This window comes from Aridibaculum aurantiacum, assembly GCF_017355875.1.
GTDB lineage: Bacteria > Bacteroidota > Bacteroidia > Chitinophagales > Chitinophagaceae > Segetibacter > Segetibacter aurantiacus.
In genome coordinates this window covers 2,320,394-2,338,163 of record NZ_JAFEWC010000001.1, presented here as the reverse complement: position 1 = coordinate 2,338,163, position 17,770 = coordinate 2,320,394, and the positions used below count along the sequence as shown (strand labels likewise).

General features: G+C 42.5%; 14 protein-coding genes. 7 read left to right on the top strand and 7 right to left on the bottom strand.

All coding sequences use genetic code 11. The annotated features are described in order from the left end of the window. The first annotated feature begins 31 nt into the window (after positions 1-31). Positions 32-973, top strand: a complete 942-nt coding sequence (locus J4N22_RS09795; RefSeq protein ID WP_207493816.1) for a DUF808 domain-containing protein — start codon at positions 32-34, stop codon at positions 971-973. 14 nt (positions 974-987) lie between these two features. On the opposite strand, the gene J4N22_RS09790 is transcribed toward J4N22_RS09795, so the two are convergent. Both J4N22_RS09790 and J4N22_RS09785 read right to left on the bottom strand, forming a co-directional pair. Beyond that, positions 988-1,188 (bottom strand): YwbE family protein, encoded by a 201-nt coding sequence (locus tag J4N22_RS09790; protein WP_207493815.1) that lies wholly within the window; start codon positions 1,186-1,188, stop codon positions 988-990. 51 nt (positions 1,189-1,239) lie between these two features. Next, the gene (locus J4N22_RS09785) at positions 1,240-1,527 is read right to left on the bottom strand and encodes a hypothetical protein (protein ID WP_207493814.1); all 288 of its coding nucleotides are present in this window, start codon (positions 1,525-1,527) and stop codon (positions 1,240-1,242) included. A gap of 131 nt (positions 1,528-1,658) precedes the next feature. Between J4N22_RS09785 and J4N22_RS09780 the strand changes: the two genes are divergently transcribed. Beyond that, positions 1,659-2,567, top strand: a complete 909-nt coding sequence (locus J4N22_RS09780; protein ID WP_207493813.1) for a hypothetical protein — start codon at positions 1,659-1,661, stop codon at positions 2,565-2,567. A 199-nt stretch (positions 2,568-2,766) separates the two neighbouring features. Here J4N22_RS09780 and J4N22_RS09775 read toward each other — a convergent pair whose 3' ends face one another. After that, positions 2,767-3,291: an SRPBCC family protein gene (locus J4N22_RS09775; RefSeq protein WP_207493812.1), complete on the bottom strand. Its 525-nt coding sequence runs from the start codon at positions 3,289-3,291 to the stop codon at positions 2,767-2,769. A 219-nt stretch (positions 3,292-3,510) separates the two neighbouring features. Beyond that, positions 3,511-5,952, bottom strand: coding sequence for a TonB-dependent receptor domain-containing protein (locus tag J4N22_RS09770; protein ID WP_207493811.1), 2,442 nt, complete (start codon positions 5,950-5,952; stop codon positions 3,511-3,513). 255 nt (positions 5,953-6,207) lie between these two features. Between J4N22_RS09770 and J4N22_RS09765 the strand changes: the two genes are divergently transcribed. The 4 genes from J4N22_RS09765 to J4N22_RS09750 all read left to right on the top strand — a co-directional run bounded on the left by J4N22_RS09765 (position 6,208) and on the right by J4N22_RS09750 (position 12,976). Then, a complete protein-coding gene (locus tag J4N22_RS09765; RefSeq protein ID WP_207493810.1) occupies positions 6,208-7,737 on the top strand; it encodes a sensor histidine kinase in 1,530 nt (509 codons plus the stop codon). A gap of 13 nt (positions 7,738-7,750) precedes the next feature. Continuing rightward, on the top strand, positions 7,751-8,431 hold the full coding sequence (locus tag J4N22_RS09760; protein WP_207493809.1) for a LytR/AlgR family response regulator transcription factor: 681 nt from the start codon (positions 7,751-7,753) through the stop codon (positions 8,429-8,431). Positions 8,432-8,556: 125 nt separating this feature from the next. Further along, on the top strand, positions 8,557-11,010 hold the full coding sequence (locus tag J4N22_RS09755) for a TonB-dependent receptor (protein WP_207493808.1): 2,454 nt from the start codon (positions 8,557-8,559) through the stop codon (positions 11,008-11,010). A gap of 367 nt (positions 11,011-11,377) precedes the next feature. Further along, positions 11,378-12,976, top strand: coding sequence for a family 43 glycosylhydrolase (locus J4N22_RS09750; RefSeq protein ID WP_242692115.1), 1,599 nt, complete (start codon positions 11,378-11,380; stop codon positions 12,974-12,976). Positions 12,977-13,257: 281 nt separating this feature from the next. Here J4N22_RS09750 and J4N22_RS09745 read toward each other — a convergent pair whose 3' ends face one another. From J4N22_RS09745 to J4N22_RS09735, 3 genes are all read right to left on the bottom strand, one after another. Further along, complete coding sequence (locus J4N22_RS09745; RefSeq protein WP_207493806.1) at positions 13,258-14,199, bottom strand: SPFH domain-containing protein; 942 nt, start codon at positions 14,197-14,199, stop codon at positions 13,258-13,260. Then, positions 14,196-14,645, bottom strand: a complete 450-nt coding sequence (locus tag J4N22_RS09740) for an NfeD family protein (RefSeq protein WP_207493805.1) — start codon at positions 14,643-14,645, stop codon at positions 14,196-14,198. Before J4N22_RS09740 ends, J4N22_RS09745 begins: the two co-directional genes overlap by 4 nt. Before the next feature lie 544 nt (positions 14,646-15,189). Next, positions 15,190-16,719, bottom strand: coding sequence for a pectate lyase family protein (locus J4N22_RS09735; protein ID WP_207493804.1), 1,530 nt, complete (start codon positions 16,717-16,719; stop codon positions 15,190-15,192). A gap of 477 nt (positions 16,720-17,196) precedes the next feature. Between J4N22_RS09735 and J4N22_RS09730 the strand changes: the two genes are divergently transcribed. Next, positions 17,197-17,673: a hypothetical protein gene (locus J4N22_RS09730; RefSeq protein WP_207493803.1), complete on the top strand. Its 477-nt coding sequence runs from the start codon at positions 17,197-17,199 to the stop codon at positions 17,671-17,673. Positions 17,674-17,770: the final 97 nt, after the last annotated feature.

Here is a 17,770-nt window from a genome sequence, read left to right as displayed (position 1 = left end):
GTACATACTTACAGTAATAACAACATTAGCAATGGCTTCAGGTTTTTTTGCTCTATTAGATGATATATCAGCATTGGTGAAAGCAAGCGCCGCTAGTATAGATGATGTGCCTGCACAGGTGGCAAAAACTACAGGGAAAGTGTCGGGGATAGTGATAGATGACACCGCTGTTACACCTAAGTATGTTGTAGGCCTCGATCCATCAAGGGAGCTTTCTATCATTTTTCGCATAGCCAAAAAGTCGTTGTTCAATAAACTGCTTATCCTAAGTCCTGCTGCATTGTTACTTGGTTATTTTGCGCCGTGGGTTATCACTCCTGTGCTGATGTTGGGTGGTGCCTACTTATGTTTTGAAGGCTACGAAAAGGTGCATTCAATGTTTAGCAAGCACCATGCTGCGGATGTGGAAGTAGAAAACGTGAAAGTGATAACGCCGGAAGAATTGGAGAAAGAACGTGTGACGGGTGCTGTACGCACTGATATCATTTTATCAGCAGAAATAATGGCAATTGCTTATAGCCAGGTTACTGACCAGCCGTTTGTAAACCAAGTAGTGGTGATGCTGGCGGTAGCAATTTTTATAACTGTCGCGGTGTATGGGTTTGTAGGACTAATTGTAAAAGCGGATGATATAGGTGTACACCTGGCGCAGGAAAGATTCAACCCTACTACGCGTAAGTTCGGGCGTGGTATCGTTACGTTCATGCCGCATTTTCTAAGGTTCTTGAGTTATGTGGGTACAGCAGCAATGTTATGGGTAGGCGCCGAAATCATTGCGCATGGCATACCTTTTACCAGTCACCTGCTACACGTTATAGAAGAATCCTTAGCGCACCTGCCTGTAGTTGCATGGGCTGTAAAAGCCTTGTCCTGTGCTATTGCAGGTTTGCTGGTTGGTTTTCTGGTAGAGAAGTTAGTGATCCTGCTAAAGCCCTTATTCAAAAAGAAAAAACCTGGTGCAGTTGCCGAGTGAGTGCATAGCCCATGCTATTCCTCCTCCAGGATCTCCTGCACCCTTCCTATTTGTCCATCTTCTAAACGCACTTTTATGCCGCGGTGGTGCTTGGGAGCACTGGTGAGCAGATCCTTTACAATACCTTCTGTAAGTGTGCCTGTACGCTGATCTTTCTTTAGTACAATATTTACCAACATTCCTGGTTTTATATTCGCTCTTATTGTTCCGTCCATTTTGTATGTTGTTATTGATGTAACCAATATGGTTTCACAAGTATCATTCCCTTATTCGCCAAGCTGCAATTTCGAGATATCAATTTGTTCTAAGTAAGGATGCAGGAAAACCGGGTGATCAAACGGCCCAATCCGCCATAGCTCCTTATCTTCTTTGTTGTAGGTTAGTTCCACATAAAAACTATGCAATTGGTACAAGTGCATATAATGAATGGAATCGTCCCTGGTGCCAACCATTGCACCCTCCTCTTTTATAACCTGCAGTTGCTCTTCCCAACCTAGTTCATCGAATGATTGTAAAGTCATAAGTGCCGCAAAATAAGGTAGTGCTGCTAACATCCATCATCATCTTTACAACCATTTTCAGCTAATGTTTCCAATCCACATTCCACTAGCCTTCGTAAAACTGCTTCTTGCTATCAACTTCTATATGAATGCAATCCTTTGTACATTCCAATAAAATTACCTGCATGAAAACTATCACTGCCATAGCCGTATTATTACTAATCCACTTGAGCACCTTTAGCCAGGATCTTACTGGAACATGGAAAGGTGGAGGTGGCAGCACTGAAGTAAAAATTGTATTGGTAAAACACGGCGATCAATATATAGGATACACCTACGACCGCGACGGCATGGGTTTCTGCAAGACCAACTTCACAGCAAATTTTGATACAGCCAGCAAACGGTTCAGGGGAAAGAGTGTAGGTTTTATTGATCATTCTTTCATGCATGCACAAACCAATTACAACCTGAGGTATTCAGTTGATGGTGACGAGGAAATACTGAAGGGCCATGCAGTACCAAAATCGGCTGCCGTAAAGATCATGAGCTTCGGCATCGCCATGCCTGTCATGCTCACCAAACTCTCCAGCGATACAGATACTACTTCTTTTATGCTCTCAGCACTTACCAAACAAGCCAACAGTGGCAGCAGGTTTGCACATGCTCATAATGATTATTCTACCACAGCAGGTACAATGGAAATAACAGGGGCCAGTGAAACTGATACGCTGGCACTGATTGCTGCCAGGCATGAGAGAACCAATAATATTGTTGAAACCATAACGACTTCGGCAAGTATGCTGGTGGTGAAAATGTATGATAATGGTGTAGAAGATGGAGACAGCATCAGTATCCTGCACAACGATAAAATTGTTCAACATCACGTGGCAGTCCGGGTAAAACCAATCGTATTTCAATTGTTGCTGAACAATGAGCCAGGAGAGCATGTAATAACACTGGTGGCACACAACCTGGGTTCTATTCCACCAAACACAGCCATGATAGAAATCAATGCTGACGGTAAAACACATGTGATCAGTGCATCAGCTGACATGCATAAAAATGCTGTTATTAAAATTCAAAAAACTGAATAACACAGCCTGGTTTGAATGCTCCATGCAAGGCAATGAATGTTTGAACATATTATCTATGGTTATGTTCCAAGCGACACAACTACTATGATGCTGTTGTTGCGTCGCACACTTGTACGTTTGCACATTATGCAGCTATTGCTCATTCTTTGAAAGATTCCCTTTAAGAAGCCTGTTACGATTTCAAATAACAACCGCCTTCTTATCCTCCTCCCACTTTTTGTTGTTCGGGCGTTTCATTATAACCTGTCACAGGAGGCTTGCCAACTTCATGTTGTTCCCCATCACCGCTTCCACCTTCACTTTGTTGTTGTACAAACGCTGCCAGTTGATCAAGGCCTTCCTCCCAACCTTTTGTATGAGGCTTTACATGTTCTTCCGTTTCAAATCCTTCCTGTTCTATTTTTATTATACTTCCTGTTCCTTCCTGGCTGAAATGAATATGCAATTTATAGTTAGAATCATCAACGGCAGCCTCTTGTAAGCTCCACTTCCAGGTGTATACAAGTATTTCGGTGGGCTTCACTGTTTCATATTTCCCTTTTATTACCAGCCCGTCCTGAAATTCATATCGAACTGTTCCTGACTCGTTCAGGTCATTCACCACGTCTTTTAGTTGATTACCCAATGGTTTCCACCATTGTTTTAATAATGCCGGTTCGGTCCAGGCAGCAAACAGTTTCTCAACAGGCACCTCAAATGATCTACTTATGTTTATGGATGACATATTAATAGTTTTTTATACTAGTTCAAATATCATGCGTGATAGTTGTTAAACCGGCTCTTCCGCAAGCTGCTTTGGCTAATAAACAATTGGGGAAACTAAGCGTACTTCGTGTGGATTAAACTGTGGTAAAGGATGATATTTTTCTACCTTCTCTACAATATGAAAAGAGCTATAGTATACTTCACCATAGCCTTTTTGATATAAATGTTGGATTTTTTTTTATTGTTCTATTCTTCCCTCCTCTTCATTGGCACTGCCTGCAGTTCGTTTAACGGGTGCAACTTTTTTTCCTTTGCTAAAGCGATAAGTAAAGCCGAGCATCACCATCCTTGTATCGTTCACTTCCTGCATGAACACGTCAACATTGCTATACCTGGCTGTTCCTTTAAATACTTGTGAATGGAAGATATCACGAACAGTCAGGCGAACGGTTCCCTGGTTTTTCATCACCTGCTTGCTTACTCCTGCCCATACTATACCTAGCGGTTGTGCTTCAAATATTCCTTCCAGCCAGCCAGTGCGATACCTGCCACTTAGTTCTGCCGAAACCGTTTTGCTAAGCTTGAACTGTTGCATGGCCATCAAAATGCAACTAGTTGCCGATAGGTCAACAGCATTATTATTCACCACACCCTTATAACGGTTATAAAAAGCATTGACCATGATATTGCTGCTCCACCATTTTGTGATATTGTTGTTCGCATTTACTGCAATGCCTACCTGCCTTAGCGATGCGATATTAGTAGGCCGGTGGTAAACTTCCCTGCCCTGTTGTTCTAATACCGAGTTAATGATATCATTGGTTGCGGTATAGTTAAGGGTGGTGGTAAACATATTCTTAAACATATGGGTGAACTCCACATTATTACTTACGGATGGTCTTAGATTGGGATTGCCTTCACTATATGTGTAACGATCTATGAAGCGGATAAACGGGTTCAGGCTTTGATAGTTCGGACGCTGCACTCTCCTGCCAAGGTTTGCTGCCAGTGTGTGTTTGTCGTTTAGCTTGTACTGCAGGTAAGCGGTTGGAAACAGTTGCGTATAATGCCTGTCAAAATCTTTACCGGTAGTTAATTGCCTGCCGGTGGCATTGGTGTTCTCCAGGCGCAAACCTAGCTGCGCATTTAGTTTTTTGCTGATTGGCTGTACCACATTTACATAAGCAGCATTGATGTTCTCCTGGTAAATGAAATGATTACTGCGGTTGATATCACGCAACAATGCTCCATTCTGCAGGCTATCATACTGCGCATTATTATCTGTACGAACTATACTGCTCTTTGCGCCAGCCTCCAATTTTGAATTTTTACCAAAAGGCAATGAGTAGTCAATCCTTCCACTATACACTTGTACATTTTGTGGTAGGTTACCCAACAGTGTGTCGGCCGTTGTCTGTCCACTGCCATTGTTATACGGGTAGTTGTTCACCATGTCCATACTAAACTTTGAGCGGTGATCAATAAAATCAACATCGCCGCTTATTTCGCTGCCTTTCTTATTCAGCACTCTTCTGAAAAAAAGGTTGGTGCTGATCCTGTTCCAGTTGTTGGTATTAGCTCCACTTGCAGTGGTAATACTTTCCAGTTCCTTCGAGGCTGTATATATGTTTGTGTTGTTGAAGTTGCTTAACGTGTTATGATTGGTCGCACCGTTAACAGCCAATCCTACGGTTGTTTTTTTATCCACGAAAAAGTCAATACCAACCTTGCTGCTAAAGCCATTGGCTTCCGTTATTTTGTTAGCCTCCAGGTCGAAGAAATTTATAATGTTGTTACTGCTGTTGCGAATATTGCGGCGTATGGTATTATCCTCGTAGCTCTTGCGATAGTTATGGCCAAAGTTGGCAAACACATTTACCTTTTGCTCCCTGTAATTAAAATTGAAACCTGTATTTGCTTTAGGATACCTGCCCTGCATATAGTTTACTGAACCGGTTCCATTATAACCAGCAGTAACAATCTTCTTTGTCTTGATATTGATGATACCTGCATTACCGGCAGCATCATAGCGTGCCGGCGGATTGGTCATAATTTCTATTTGATCTAACTGCGATGCATTCATATTGCGAAGCATATTGGCAAGGTCTGCAGCAGCCATTTCAGTTGGCCTGCCATCTACCATCACCAGTACACCTTCTTTACCTTTCAGGCTAATGTTCCCTTCCCGGTCTATACTTACACCTGGCGCCTTTTCCAATACTTCAAAAGCTGATGAGCCGGCATTGGTAATAGCAGCTTCTACATTTATAATCGTCCTGTCAATGCGTTGCTCTATCATTGGCCGATTGGTTGTAACCTTCACATCATTCAGCTTTGAAGCAGCAGGTGTTAAGGTGATAGCAGGAACGGCAATCGTTTTCTGCTGGGAAGTTATCTCAATCATTGGTGACATCACTTTTTGAAAACCTACTGCAGTAGCACCTACCCTGTATTTTCCTTCGGCTACCTGTTCAAAAACAAACTCGCCAAGATTGTTTGTAGCCGTTCGCTTTACTAATGAAGAATCTTTTACATTGAGCAAAGCCACTGTAGCACCAATGGCTTTCTCACCATTGGCCAATATGGTTCCAGAAATTTTTCCTGCGCTTTGTGCGAAACTTGAATGCCCCATACTTATACAAGCGAGTAAAAGAATAGTAGCGTGTTTAATTAATTGCATAGCTGGTAATTTTTGATTGTTGATGAGCAAGATTAGCCAACCTTGTAGCGCATTGAATCTGCATGTGACGGGCAGTTGGATATATGTGACGGAACAGGAAAAACCGGCTGCTCACTAGGATTCAGTTTAGTGATTTGCCTAAGAGACAAAGCAGGTTTGATGAAAGCAGGAAGTCGTCACATAAAATGGCCAATTCATCACTTCCTCGTATGCTTTACTTGCTTATCAAGTAGCATTGCAGTTCAAACACAGGCTATGACCGATATAAATAAAAGAAGAGAGAATATTATCCGTTTTGAATTTTGGGCAATCACCACGCTATATGTTTTTTTCCTGTTTTTCTGGATAATGGAAAACGCTACGGGCAATGAAGAATATTATACCAAGTACAAAGACTTGTTCAGCAAAGCAGGTCTTCCGTTCAATTATCATCTTCAACTGTTCTTACCTACACTTGTAGATTACCTTTCGTGGTATGCGGCTTTCTGGGTCATCAACTTTTTCCTGGTTCCTAAAATAGTAGCGAAGGACAAAACTCTTAAGCACCTGTTCTTTGTCGGGCTTCTTTTTCTCGGTGTTGCAGCTATTGATTTTGGCTCAGATTGCTTACGGTTGGCTTACTTATATCCACAGAGCAAAGACAGTGCAGCAACTACTTTGACTATCCTGGAAAATGTGGCCATGGAGACTTTCCAGTTTGTCGTACTGGTAGTGATCTATACGATGCTGAAATACACAGCGCTTTATTTTATTACTCAACGAAAAGCTACTGAAGGTAAATACAGGTCAATACAGCGCAACGGAACAGATGCACTTGTGCTCTGGCTGATGAGCATGTTTATTTTAGCTATTGCCGAAGCTGGCCATGGATTTCTTGTGGGTTGGGGGCTGGTGGCTCCACTTGGTATTTTGCTTTACATGTATTCCTCTTATACACTGATACCTGCTGCATTAAAAAAACGCAGGCCTTCGGTTTATTACATGGTGAGGGTTGTGTTGCTGATGATTATCTTATTCTTTCCATTGTTCCTTTTTGCTGTTCTTACCACAAGAAGCGAAGACCTGGCAACCTCCATTGCATCTCTGAATGTTACTATACAAATATTGATCACTGCGCCACTTTCGTGGGTGCTGTACAAACGACAACAAAAAGGTCGCGAAGAGATTCATGTATTGGAAAAAGAACTGACACAGTCAACCGCTAGCCTTGATTTTCTTCGTTCGCAGATCAACCCGCATTTCTTATTCAATGCACTAAATAATATTTATGGAATGGCCATCATGGAAAATGCAGAACGAACCAGTGAAGCTGTTCAAAAGCTATCGGACATGATGCGTTTTATGCTGCAGGAAAATATGCAGGAACGCATACCGCTTTCAAGCGAAATCAATTACCTGAACAATTACATCGGCCTTCAAAACCTGCGGACGGATGCTAATCCTAGGGTGCAGGTAGAAACACAGATACAAGAAACCGAAGCCGTTTACCATGTAGCACCTATGCTGCTCATACCTTTTGTAGAAAATGCATTCAAGCACGGCATCAGTTTTCGCGAAGCATCGCGCATTAGCATAAGCCTGGAAGTGAAAAATGATACACTTTACTTTGATGTGTATAATACCATTCATCCAAAGTCGGCAAACGACCCGGAAAAATTCAAGAGCGGCATTGGTTTAGAAAACGTGCGCCAGCGGTTACAACTATTGTATCCAAACAAGCACGAATTGACTATAAGAGAGACCAGCAAAGAATACTTTGTTCATCTTATCTTACAGCTTGCATAATTAACAGCCATTGATGAAAGCTATAGCCATAGATGACGAACCAATAGCACTTACTATCATACAATCGCATGCTTCCAAGGTGCCTTTTATCAACCTGGTGGCCACCTTCACCGATGCGTTTGAAGCGATGGAATACCTGCAAAAGGAGAATGTTGACCTGCTTTTTCTTGATATAAAAATGCCTGATATATCCGGTATTGAATTCTTAAACAGCCTGCGTAAAAAGCCACTCGTTATATTCACTACAGCGTATACCGAGCATGCAGTTACAAGCTTTGAATTGGATGCTGTTGATTACCTGCTAAAGCCATTTTCATTAGCGCGTTTTCTGAAAGGATGTAACAAAGCATTTGAATTGTACAACTATAGAAACGGCCCGGAAACAGAAGATTTCATTTACCTGAAAACGGGATACGAACAGGTGAAAGTGATGTATGATGACATCTTGTATTTAGAGGCAACAGGCAACTATGTCACCTTTGTTACCAAAGAAAAAAACGTTCTGTCACGCATAACATTTGCTGAAGCAGCCAACCTGCTACCACACGATAAGTTCACCAGGATCCATAGATCTTTTATAGTGAGCACCAATAAAATAGATAAGCTGGAACGAAACCAGGTGACAATTGGCAAAGCGCTGTTACCAGTAAGCGAGGCTTACTATGATCAGCTGTCGGCTGCGCTGAAGAAATAGAAATGGATGATACCGATAAGCAGTGAATAATTTGATGCTGTTACAGGAAAAGCAACCTGGTAATAGAAAAGCTGCAATGTTCAACAATATGAACAGTACTTTGTTACTTTAGCAACTGTTCAACCATGAAACTAACAACGCAGCTTTTTTACTTCTTCCTGTTCTTACTACCTACACTGGTTTCCGCTCAAAATGCCGGGAGCATTACAGGCTCCGTTACCAATGGCACGACGCTTAAATCTATAGGTGCAGCAACAGTTTTGGTTAAAGAAGTTGGTAATGCTACCACTACAGACTCTCTTGGTAGGTACCGGGTGCAGGGCATAGCACCAGGAGCATATACCATTACAGTTTCTGCTATAGGATACGATAGCCTCAGCAAATTCAATATTGTAGTAACAAGTGGTAATGAGAACGAAGTATCATTTGAACTGCTGCCTGTATCAGCACAACTACAAGGTGTGGTGGTGAGTACACGGAGACAGGTAGCCAAAGTGGCTACGCTGGAAACTCCTTTGAGTGTACAGCGCCTGACCACTGAAGAGATCAAAGCTTTCCCTGGAGGGAACTTTGACATTAGCAAAGTAGTGCAATCACTGCCAGGTGTAGGCGGAGGTGCCAGTACCGGCGGCGGACCCAGGAATGATATCATAATCAGGGGCGGTGCACCCAATGAGAATGTTTATTACCTGGATGGAATAGAGATACCGGTGATCAATCACTTTAGCACGCAGGGAAGCGCAGGTGGACCGCAAGGCATTTTAAATGTTTCTTTTATAGAAGATGTAAAGCTTAGCAGCAGTGCATTTGATGCCCGGTTCGATAATGCGCTGAGTGGTGTATTTGAATTCAAACAAAAACAAGGCAATCCAAACCGTGTTCAGGGTAACGTAAGATTGAGTGCATCTGAACTGGCTGCCACACTGGAAGGTCCGCTGAACAATAAGAAGAACCTGACCTTTCTTGCTTCTGCCCGCAGGAGTTATTTGCAGGTACTGTTCAAGCTGATCGACCTGCCTATCCGACCCAACTATTGGGACTTTCAGTACAAAATAACGTACAAGCCTGATGCGAAAAGTACCCTTACATTTTTAGGTATAGGTGCTATAGATGAATTTTCGTTCGTAGCGCCTAAAGAACCGACACCCGAGAAACTATACACATTAGAAAGCGTTCCTAATGTGAACCAGTGGAATTACACCGGTGGTGTTTCTTACAAAAGATCTCTGAACAATGGCATATTGAATATAGCTATAAGCAGGAATGCCTTCGACAATGCTTTGGTGAAATATGATAACAACGATGAGTCATCATCTTCTAACCTTAGGCTAAACACTGCCTTTCGTGAAACGGAGAATAAAGTACGCGCCGACATCAGCACAACAGTGAGTGGATGGAAAACAACTTACGGAATAATGACGCAGCTGGTGCAATATCAAACTTCCTCCTTCATCAGGCGGAGAGCTGCTCTTGTTGACAACAATGGAAGCATTGTACAACCTGCCGATATTATCAATTTCGCATCTGGTCTTGACTTTTGGAAGTATGGTGCATTTGTCCAGGTGGGTAAACGTTTTTTTGAAGAACGACTGGGTATTAGTGCAGGACTGCGTACTGACATGAATTCATTTACTACCAACGGAACTAATGCATTGGCTACTCTATCGCCACGTATAGCATTTAGCTATTTACTATCAGATAAGGTTACATTGAATGCAAGTGCAGGCAGCTATACCAAGATACCACCGTACACAATTTTAGGTTTTCAAAGTAACAACGGCGCTTTCGCTAACAGAAATAGTGACTACCTCGTTAGCACCCATTATGTAACAGGTGTAGAATATTTACCTGTACCAACTACGCGCTTTACTGTGGAAGCTTTTTATAAGCATTACAATAATGCACCCATTTCTGTAAAAGATGGCATTAGCCTCAGCAACCAGGGAGCAGGATTTGGCTTTATAGGAAATGAAGCGGTGGTAACCAATGGAAAGGGCAACAGCTATGGCGTGGAGCTGTTTGCACAGCAAAAACTTACGCAGCGTTTCTTTGGCACCGCTAGTTATACCTTTTTTTATAGCCGCTATACCAATGCTGATGGTAAATATGCACCGAGTGCCTGGGACAGCCGGCATTTGCTGAGCCTGGTTGGAGGCTATAAGTTCAACCGCAACTGGGAATTGGGATTGAAGTACCGCTTCCAGGGAGGAAATCCGTATACACCATATGATGAAGTGGCCAGCCGCGCCAACTACCTTTCCCTTGGGCGAGGTATAGAAGATAACGCACGCTTCAATACACTGCGGTTAGGCAACTTTAGCGCAAGCGATATTCGCATTGACAAAAAGTGGAATTTCAGGAAGTTGACACTTGATGTATACCTTGACATTACCAACTGGTGGGCAGCAAAGGCACCTGCGGTTGATTCATACACCTTTAAACGCAACGCGAACAATACTGCTTTTGAAACCACCGATGGTCAGCCAGTACAGTTGAATGGCAGCAATGCAATACCTGTAAGGATTGATAATGCAAGTGCCTTCACCTTGCCTACCATTGGATTTATTGTAGAGTTTTAGTGGAGTGTTGGAGACTCGCTAGTTGTTTCAACCAGGTTGAAGCTGATTAAATGAATCTACGTATTGGGTGCTGTTGAACCACAGGAATATCTTGAATGGCTAATGCTGGTAAATAAGCAATAGTTGATGCGATTAAAGGTTAGGCAGCATATATTTTTCTATTATCGTTAGGACAATCCAATCTTTCTTCCCATTGTTGGGTTCTTCACCATCCACTAAACTGGTGAAGATACATGTAGACTGTTTATTATTTTGGATCATGACCACCAGCGACTTCTAGTGGTGCACATTAATTGAATATATGGAAAGATCAAGGGAATGTTACTCCCCTTATGTTTGTAGCAAATATGTAGCAATGCAATCAGCAATGAAACTCCCTACCCTTCTTATGATTGTGCTGGCAATCCTCACTGGCAGCAACACTAACTTGAAAGCCCAGCCGCACAACATAAAGAATGATCAATTTTGGAACACCAAAGATGGTCGCCCGATCTACAGCCAGGGTGGTGGCATATTCAGGTTTCCTGACCCTGCCACAGGAGAAATTAAGTATTACTGGTATGGCGTGCAATACAAAGAAGCTGACACTTATCGTAATGATCCGTCGGTAACACTTCCCACAGCTACCTTTGAAACAGTAACCTGTTATAGTTCTACTGATGCTGTTAACTGGAAGTTTGAAGGTGATGTACTAACCCGTGAAGAACTGAAGAAACATGATGGTGAACGCAGGACATGGGTTGGTCGGTTAGGTGTTGCTTTTATCAAAGAGACCAATCAATATGCCATGATTGTGCAGCATGGAAGCCAGGTGCTGATACTTACTTCGCCTACTCCTAACGGGTCATTTTCATGGCACCAAAGAATAAGCATGAAGGAGATGATAGGCACTACCAACACCGGCGACCAGACAGTATTTACTGATGAAGATAATGGTAAGTCTTACCTGGTGTACTCGTATGGCCAGGGAAGAAACAAGATCTATATCTCTGAAATTGGAATGAAAGATGGCAAGGTGAACCTGCTGGATTGCACTAAGATATTTGAAGGTGCAGGCCGTGAGGGTAATTGCATGTTTAAATACAAGGGCAAGTATTATATGTTTGCTTCCAACTTATATGGCTGGGATGCCTCGCTGGCATATTATCTTGTAGCTGATGATATTAGAGGTCCATACTTGCCTAAAAACAATATGGAGGTGATAAAAGGAAGTGAAGAAGACTATGCCCATATTACGCAAACCGGGTTCTTCTTTAACGTAAAGGGCAGCAAAAAAGAAACAGTGGTTTACTGCGGCGATCGCTGGGCCAACTTTGCTGGAAATGGATTGGGTTATAACCAATGGACGCCCCTTTCTTTTGATGGTCAAACGCCTTATTTCAACTCACTTCATTCATGGAATTTGAATGCAAGAACGGGTGAATGGAATGTGGCAAAAGATAACAACTGGGTAAATAATGGAAGCTTTGAAGCTGACCGCAAAAAGATACCAAGTACCGTAAAACCAGTGCAGCTACAACTCACCGGCTGGACCAGCCAGGTGCTGGAAGGAAATGAGATAAGCCTTGACAGTGCGCTTTCTCCAACCCTGAACTACATGAATACACAGGAGGATAGAAAAGTTGTTGTAGGTGAAAAAACCCTTGCAATCAGTGACCGCATTAACTTTAAAAGGAAGGTATTCCAGGTGATTGAATCTTCACCTTATGCGAAACTGGAAAGTGGTAAATATACCTTAACCGCCAGGGTAAAGAACAGCATCAACTTTACTGACCTCCACATGTATGCGCTTTCCAATGGTAAGATGCATCGCTATAATATTAATACTGAAAATGCAGGCTGGAATACCATCACCATCAAGAATGTAAACATCAGGAATGGTAAAGTGGAAATAGGTTTTATGGCCAATGGTGCAGCCAATGCCTTTTGTTATGTAGACGATGTATCGCTGGTAAGGCAGAAGTAAATAATTTATGGCTAGCTAAGCAATGAAGGTTTTGCGAGAATATAAAAATGTTCCCGTGTGTTGACCTCACATATATCTTATTCAAGCCACTGCAATATTTGGAAGGAAGACTTTAACTAAAACTGCAGCTGCTATGGAAAACTACCTTTTCAACCGAGCGTGGCAACGATGCTGCTAGTAGATTCTCTGCTGGTAACATAATGCATTACTTGAACAAAAAGGTGTTATAAAAAAGCCTTCACTATTAAAAGTGAAGGCTTGATAATATTGGGAATAGAAACCTATTTACCTATTCTTGGCGTCTCCAATTTTGATTTTCCAATAACGGAAGTGATGCTTGAAATAACGCCTGCTATGTCAGATAGATCAGCAGGAACGATCATGCTGTTATTCACTTTTGCAAGCTTGCCAAACTCTGTAAGATACTGCTCGGCAATGCGCAGGTTTACAGCATTCATTCCACCTTCTGCATTTATAGATTGTGCAATTTCGCGGATACCTTTAGCGGTAGCCACGGCCACCAATTCTATCTCGGAAGCAGTACCGGCAGCTTCATTCATACGGCGCTGCTTTTCACCTTCGGAGCGTGCAATGGCTTCTTGTTTATCACCTTCCGCGCGGTTGATCTTTGCTTGTTTATCACCTTCGGACTCTGCAATCAATGCACGCTTCTCACGTTCTGCACGCATCTGCTTTTCCATGGCGTCTTTTATACTCTGGGGCGGCGAAATGTTCTTCACTTCATAACGTGAAACTTTAATACCCCACGGTCCGCTTGCTTTATCCACTGCCTCTACTATACTGGCATTTACTGTTTCGCGTTCTTCAAAAGTTTTGTCCAGTTCCATTTTGCCAATGATGCTACGCATGGTTGTCTGCGATATCTGCACTACGGCAAACTTGTAGTTGTCGATACCGTACGATGCTTTTTGCGGATCTACCACCTGCAGGTAAAGAATACCATCAACCTCTACGGCTATATTGTCTTTGGTGATACATGTTTGCGAAGCCACATCTATAGCTTGCTCTTTTTGATTTTGGCGATAAGCGATCTTGTCGATAAAAGGAATAAGAATATGGAAGCCAGCTTCTAATGTGCGGCTGTATTTTCCAAGTCGCTCTACTATATACACCGACCGCTGCGGCACCACTTTGAAAGTGGATAGAAATGCAACCAAAAGAAAGAGAATAAAAACAATAAGAATTATAGTGCCTGCTGTCATAGTGCTTGTTTAGTTGATTTTACAATTAATAATATGCTTTCGTTGCCAGTTATAACTACTGTTTCGCCTTTGGCAATGGTATCGTGTGATCTTGCATCCCATACAGTTCCTCTAAATGCTACTTTACCATCGCTGCCAGGACCAATATTGGTTTCTGCTTTGCCCGTCTTACCTATGAATTCGTCTTCTAACTCGCTGGTATGTTTGCGTGTAAAAACCATTTGCTTTACCCACTTGCGAAAAAGTAGCGTGGTAATAACTGAGCTGATTAAAAAGATGAGCAATTGCGTATTGATAGAAACATCTACAAAAAGTAAGATGATGGCAACAACCCAGGCTCCAACGCCAAAAAAGAAAAGGATGAAACCGGGGATAGCAAATTCTAACAGGAAAAAGAGGAAGCCCAACACAAACCAAATGACTTGTGGGTTTTTAAAACTTTCCATGATGTTTCTTAAGCGTTTTGGTGGTAGGCATCAAATGTAGTCTTATTTGGCCGTGGTTGGTGTAGTTAGGCTACATGCCAGAGGTTTTAACACATGCAGGAATTTGATATAAAATAATTGAGCTCCTCCCTGTGCTACACTGCGTTTTATTTTATTGACGATACCTTGTTTTTGAACGTGCACTTTGTTGGGTGCATTAAGAATGTATTACAGGGAAGTAGTTACTTCAATTCTTTGCTCTTCTTTAATTACGGTAAAATGAACAATCTGATGTTTTAGGAGGAAGAAAAAAGGCAGCAGAGAATGAGTACATCTCATTCTCTGCTGCCTTATCAAAATCTCGTTGCGCGAAGTGTTAGTTCGAGAGAACTCCGGATTTATAGAAATACTTACATCTTAAACAAAACATAACCTTATGCTCCCTTTGCTTATTCTTCTTTGGTTTTTGATGTTAACAGACAGATCAACACTGCAAATGAGTAACAAGGTTTTTTAAATTTTGCTGTGGCTCAGAAGGCTTAAAAAAGAACTGTAAGTAAATCGGTTAACTGATAGTGTCAATGTTGTTTCCAAGATTGCGGTAATTGATCTTTTCCTGTGGATTGGTGCCATTCAAGAATTCTTCCACATTGGTATAACCATCGCCGTCAGTGTCCATAGCACCGTCGTTCGGGTTCTTAGGGTCGAGCTTGTGTTTGATCTCCCATGCATCAGGCATACCATCGCCGTCGCTGTCCACAGGTACTTGTGCAGGATTGAACGTAAGGTTAGGATACCCCCCCACTTCAGCAATATCTTTAATGATACCGGTTTGTGTCATTGTCTTTCCTGTGCGGACCATTTCTGTAACACGAGCATCAACAGCATCACGTTTAGGCAAGGTAGCGCCTGCTTTGGCCAATACTGACTCGAAAGCAACTTCAGCTTTATGGTGAGGAGCTACCGGCCAGCCTACAAATGGTGTGTTCACCCGTGCAAGGTTTTCAGGACCGCGCATACCCGCCCAGTTATTGTTGTTAAGTGTTTGGTTGTCGTGCATGATATTTCCGGCAACATACCATTTACCCGGACGATTGGCGGCTTTAAGATACCAATCTCCTTCTCTCCATGCACTACCTGGAGAGTACATACTACGTTCTTCAATACGTGCAAATACGGCGCGCATGTTCTCATTGGTAGCAGGTCCTGGTTTGTAATAGTTGTTGATCACATTGATCATTGAAGTTTCGTCGCCGCCATCCATGGTACGATGACGCCAGTTGAAAATAACATTGTACCGGAAGTCAAATGGACCAGACATACCAATCGAAGGATTACGGGCAGTGTTGCTGGCAAATAGGTTGTGATGAAAGGTAGATGGATTCCCTCCCCATGTACCGCCAAAAGCATGACCCCTTGCATCGAGCGCCTCGCTCGAAATTGTCCATTGTACGGTGATATGTTCTGCAGCATCTTTTATCTGCGTCGTCTTATCTAAAGATGGCCGCATGTGGCGGTAAAGCGAAATGTTCTCATCCATTCCCCAGCTGGTAGAACAATGGTCGATGATGATGTGGTGGTCAGGATTACCACCTATGTTATCATCACCTTGACCGCCCGTAGGAACACCACGACGAACACGCAGGTGGCGGATGATCACATTGTGTGTATTGATGTTGAGTGTACCGGCAATACAGATACCATCGCCGGGAGCAGATTGACCTGCAATGGTGATGTCAGGATGATTGATATTAAGATCCTTATTCACCTTTATTGTTCCTGCCACACGAAACACGATGATACGTGGGCCTTCTGTTTCAAGTGCGGCACGCAGGCTACCGGCACCATCATCATTCAGGTTGGTAACGGCAATCACTTTACCTCCCCGTCCGCCTGTGGTAAACATACCAGCTCCCCATGCGCCTGGAAAAGCAGGAATAGCTCCTTCTGGTAATCGTACTGGATGTGGAGGTATTTGTCCGACTTCAGGTTGCCCGGCAGCACCATTTGTGTTTTGTGCATCTGCAACCTGGTTGGTTCCTAAGAATGCGAATAAAAGCAAGCTAGTGGCAACATTTTGAAAAGATCTTTTCATATTTCGTTAGTATTTCTGCCCAGTATCATTATATAGGGCTGGTAATGGAGATAGTCGGCTACAAAAAAGCCTGAGCAGTTGTTTTCGCATTGGCAAGTGTGACAACCGTCATCAGTAACAGACAATTACATGCCGAAAGTAGCGAGAGAAGTGCCCCAGAACAATGTCATCTTTTACTATGTCAATGGACCATTCTACTACTAATAGCCGGTGTTGGTGTTCTTTCTCATTATAAAGCATGCTAATTGGATAACGATAATAGAAATGGTATGATTGTAAAATACTCACAATTTGGTGCTGTCACCTAAGCTTGTTATTCTGCCCTGTAAGACCTGCTATGGGCAGCAAATACTCGCATATCCAAGGTTGTTGTTATGAACTCCTGCATATGCAAAATTTTAAGCTTTTACCTCCGTTTCACATCGCTACAATCACCTACTTTAGCGCCCATCCTTTCTTATTCAACTAAAAATTTTTATGAAAAACATTTTTCTTTTTTGCTTCCTCTTAGTGGGAAGTGTAGCCATGGCACAGGATAGTAAGTGCAACCTTTGGCTTGGTGAAGTATCAGAATCTACCAGCAGCATAAAACAGCTTGCTGAAAAACACCTGCAGTTACAGACAAAGCTTGTCCCTTCAGAAACTGCTAACATCCAGGAAATGCGTGATGATAATGAGCTGGGGCAGATAAAAGTTTGGCTAAAGCCTAAGAAAATGCTGGTGAACGGTGCAATGGCTACGGTGTATACCATTAGTTCATTCAAAGTTGTTTCCCTGTCAGATAATATTGATGCGCTTTACGCCGAACTGGTTGACAAAGTAAAATCATGTACTTCCGAAACATCAGCTACGAATACAGTGTTTGGCAATAACAAGATGTACATAGAAAGAAATGGTGGTGGCTTTGGCAAAAAGAACCTGCCTATGGCTACGCTTACTGTTACTGTGAAATAAAAACTTCGTTACACTTTGCTGTAAAGGCAATAAGAGCTGCAGTTGATGCTTCATCAACTGCAGCTTTTTTAATGGACGCGGGTAAAAGGAGATTAGT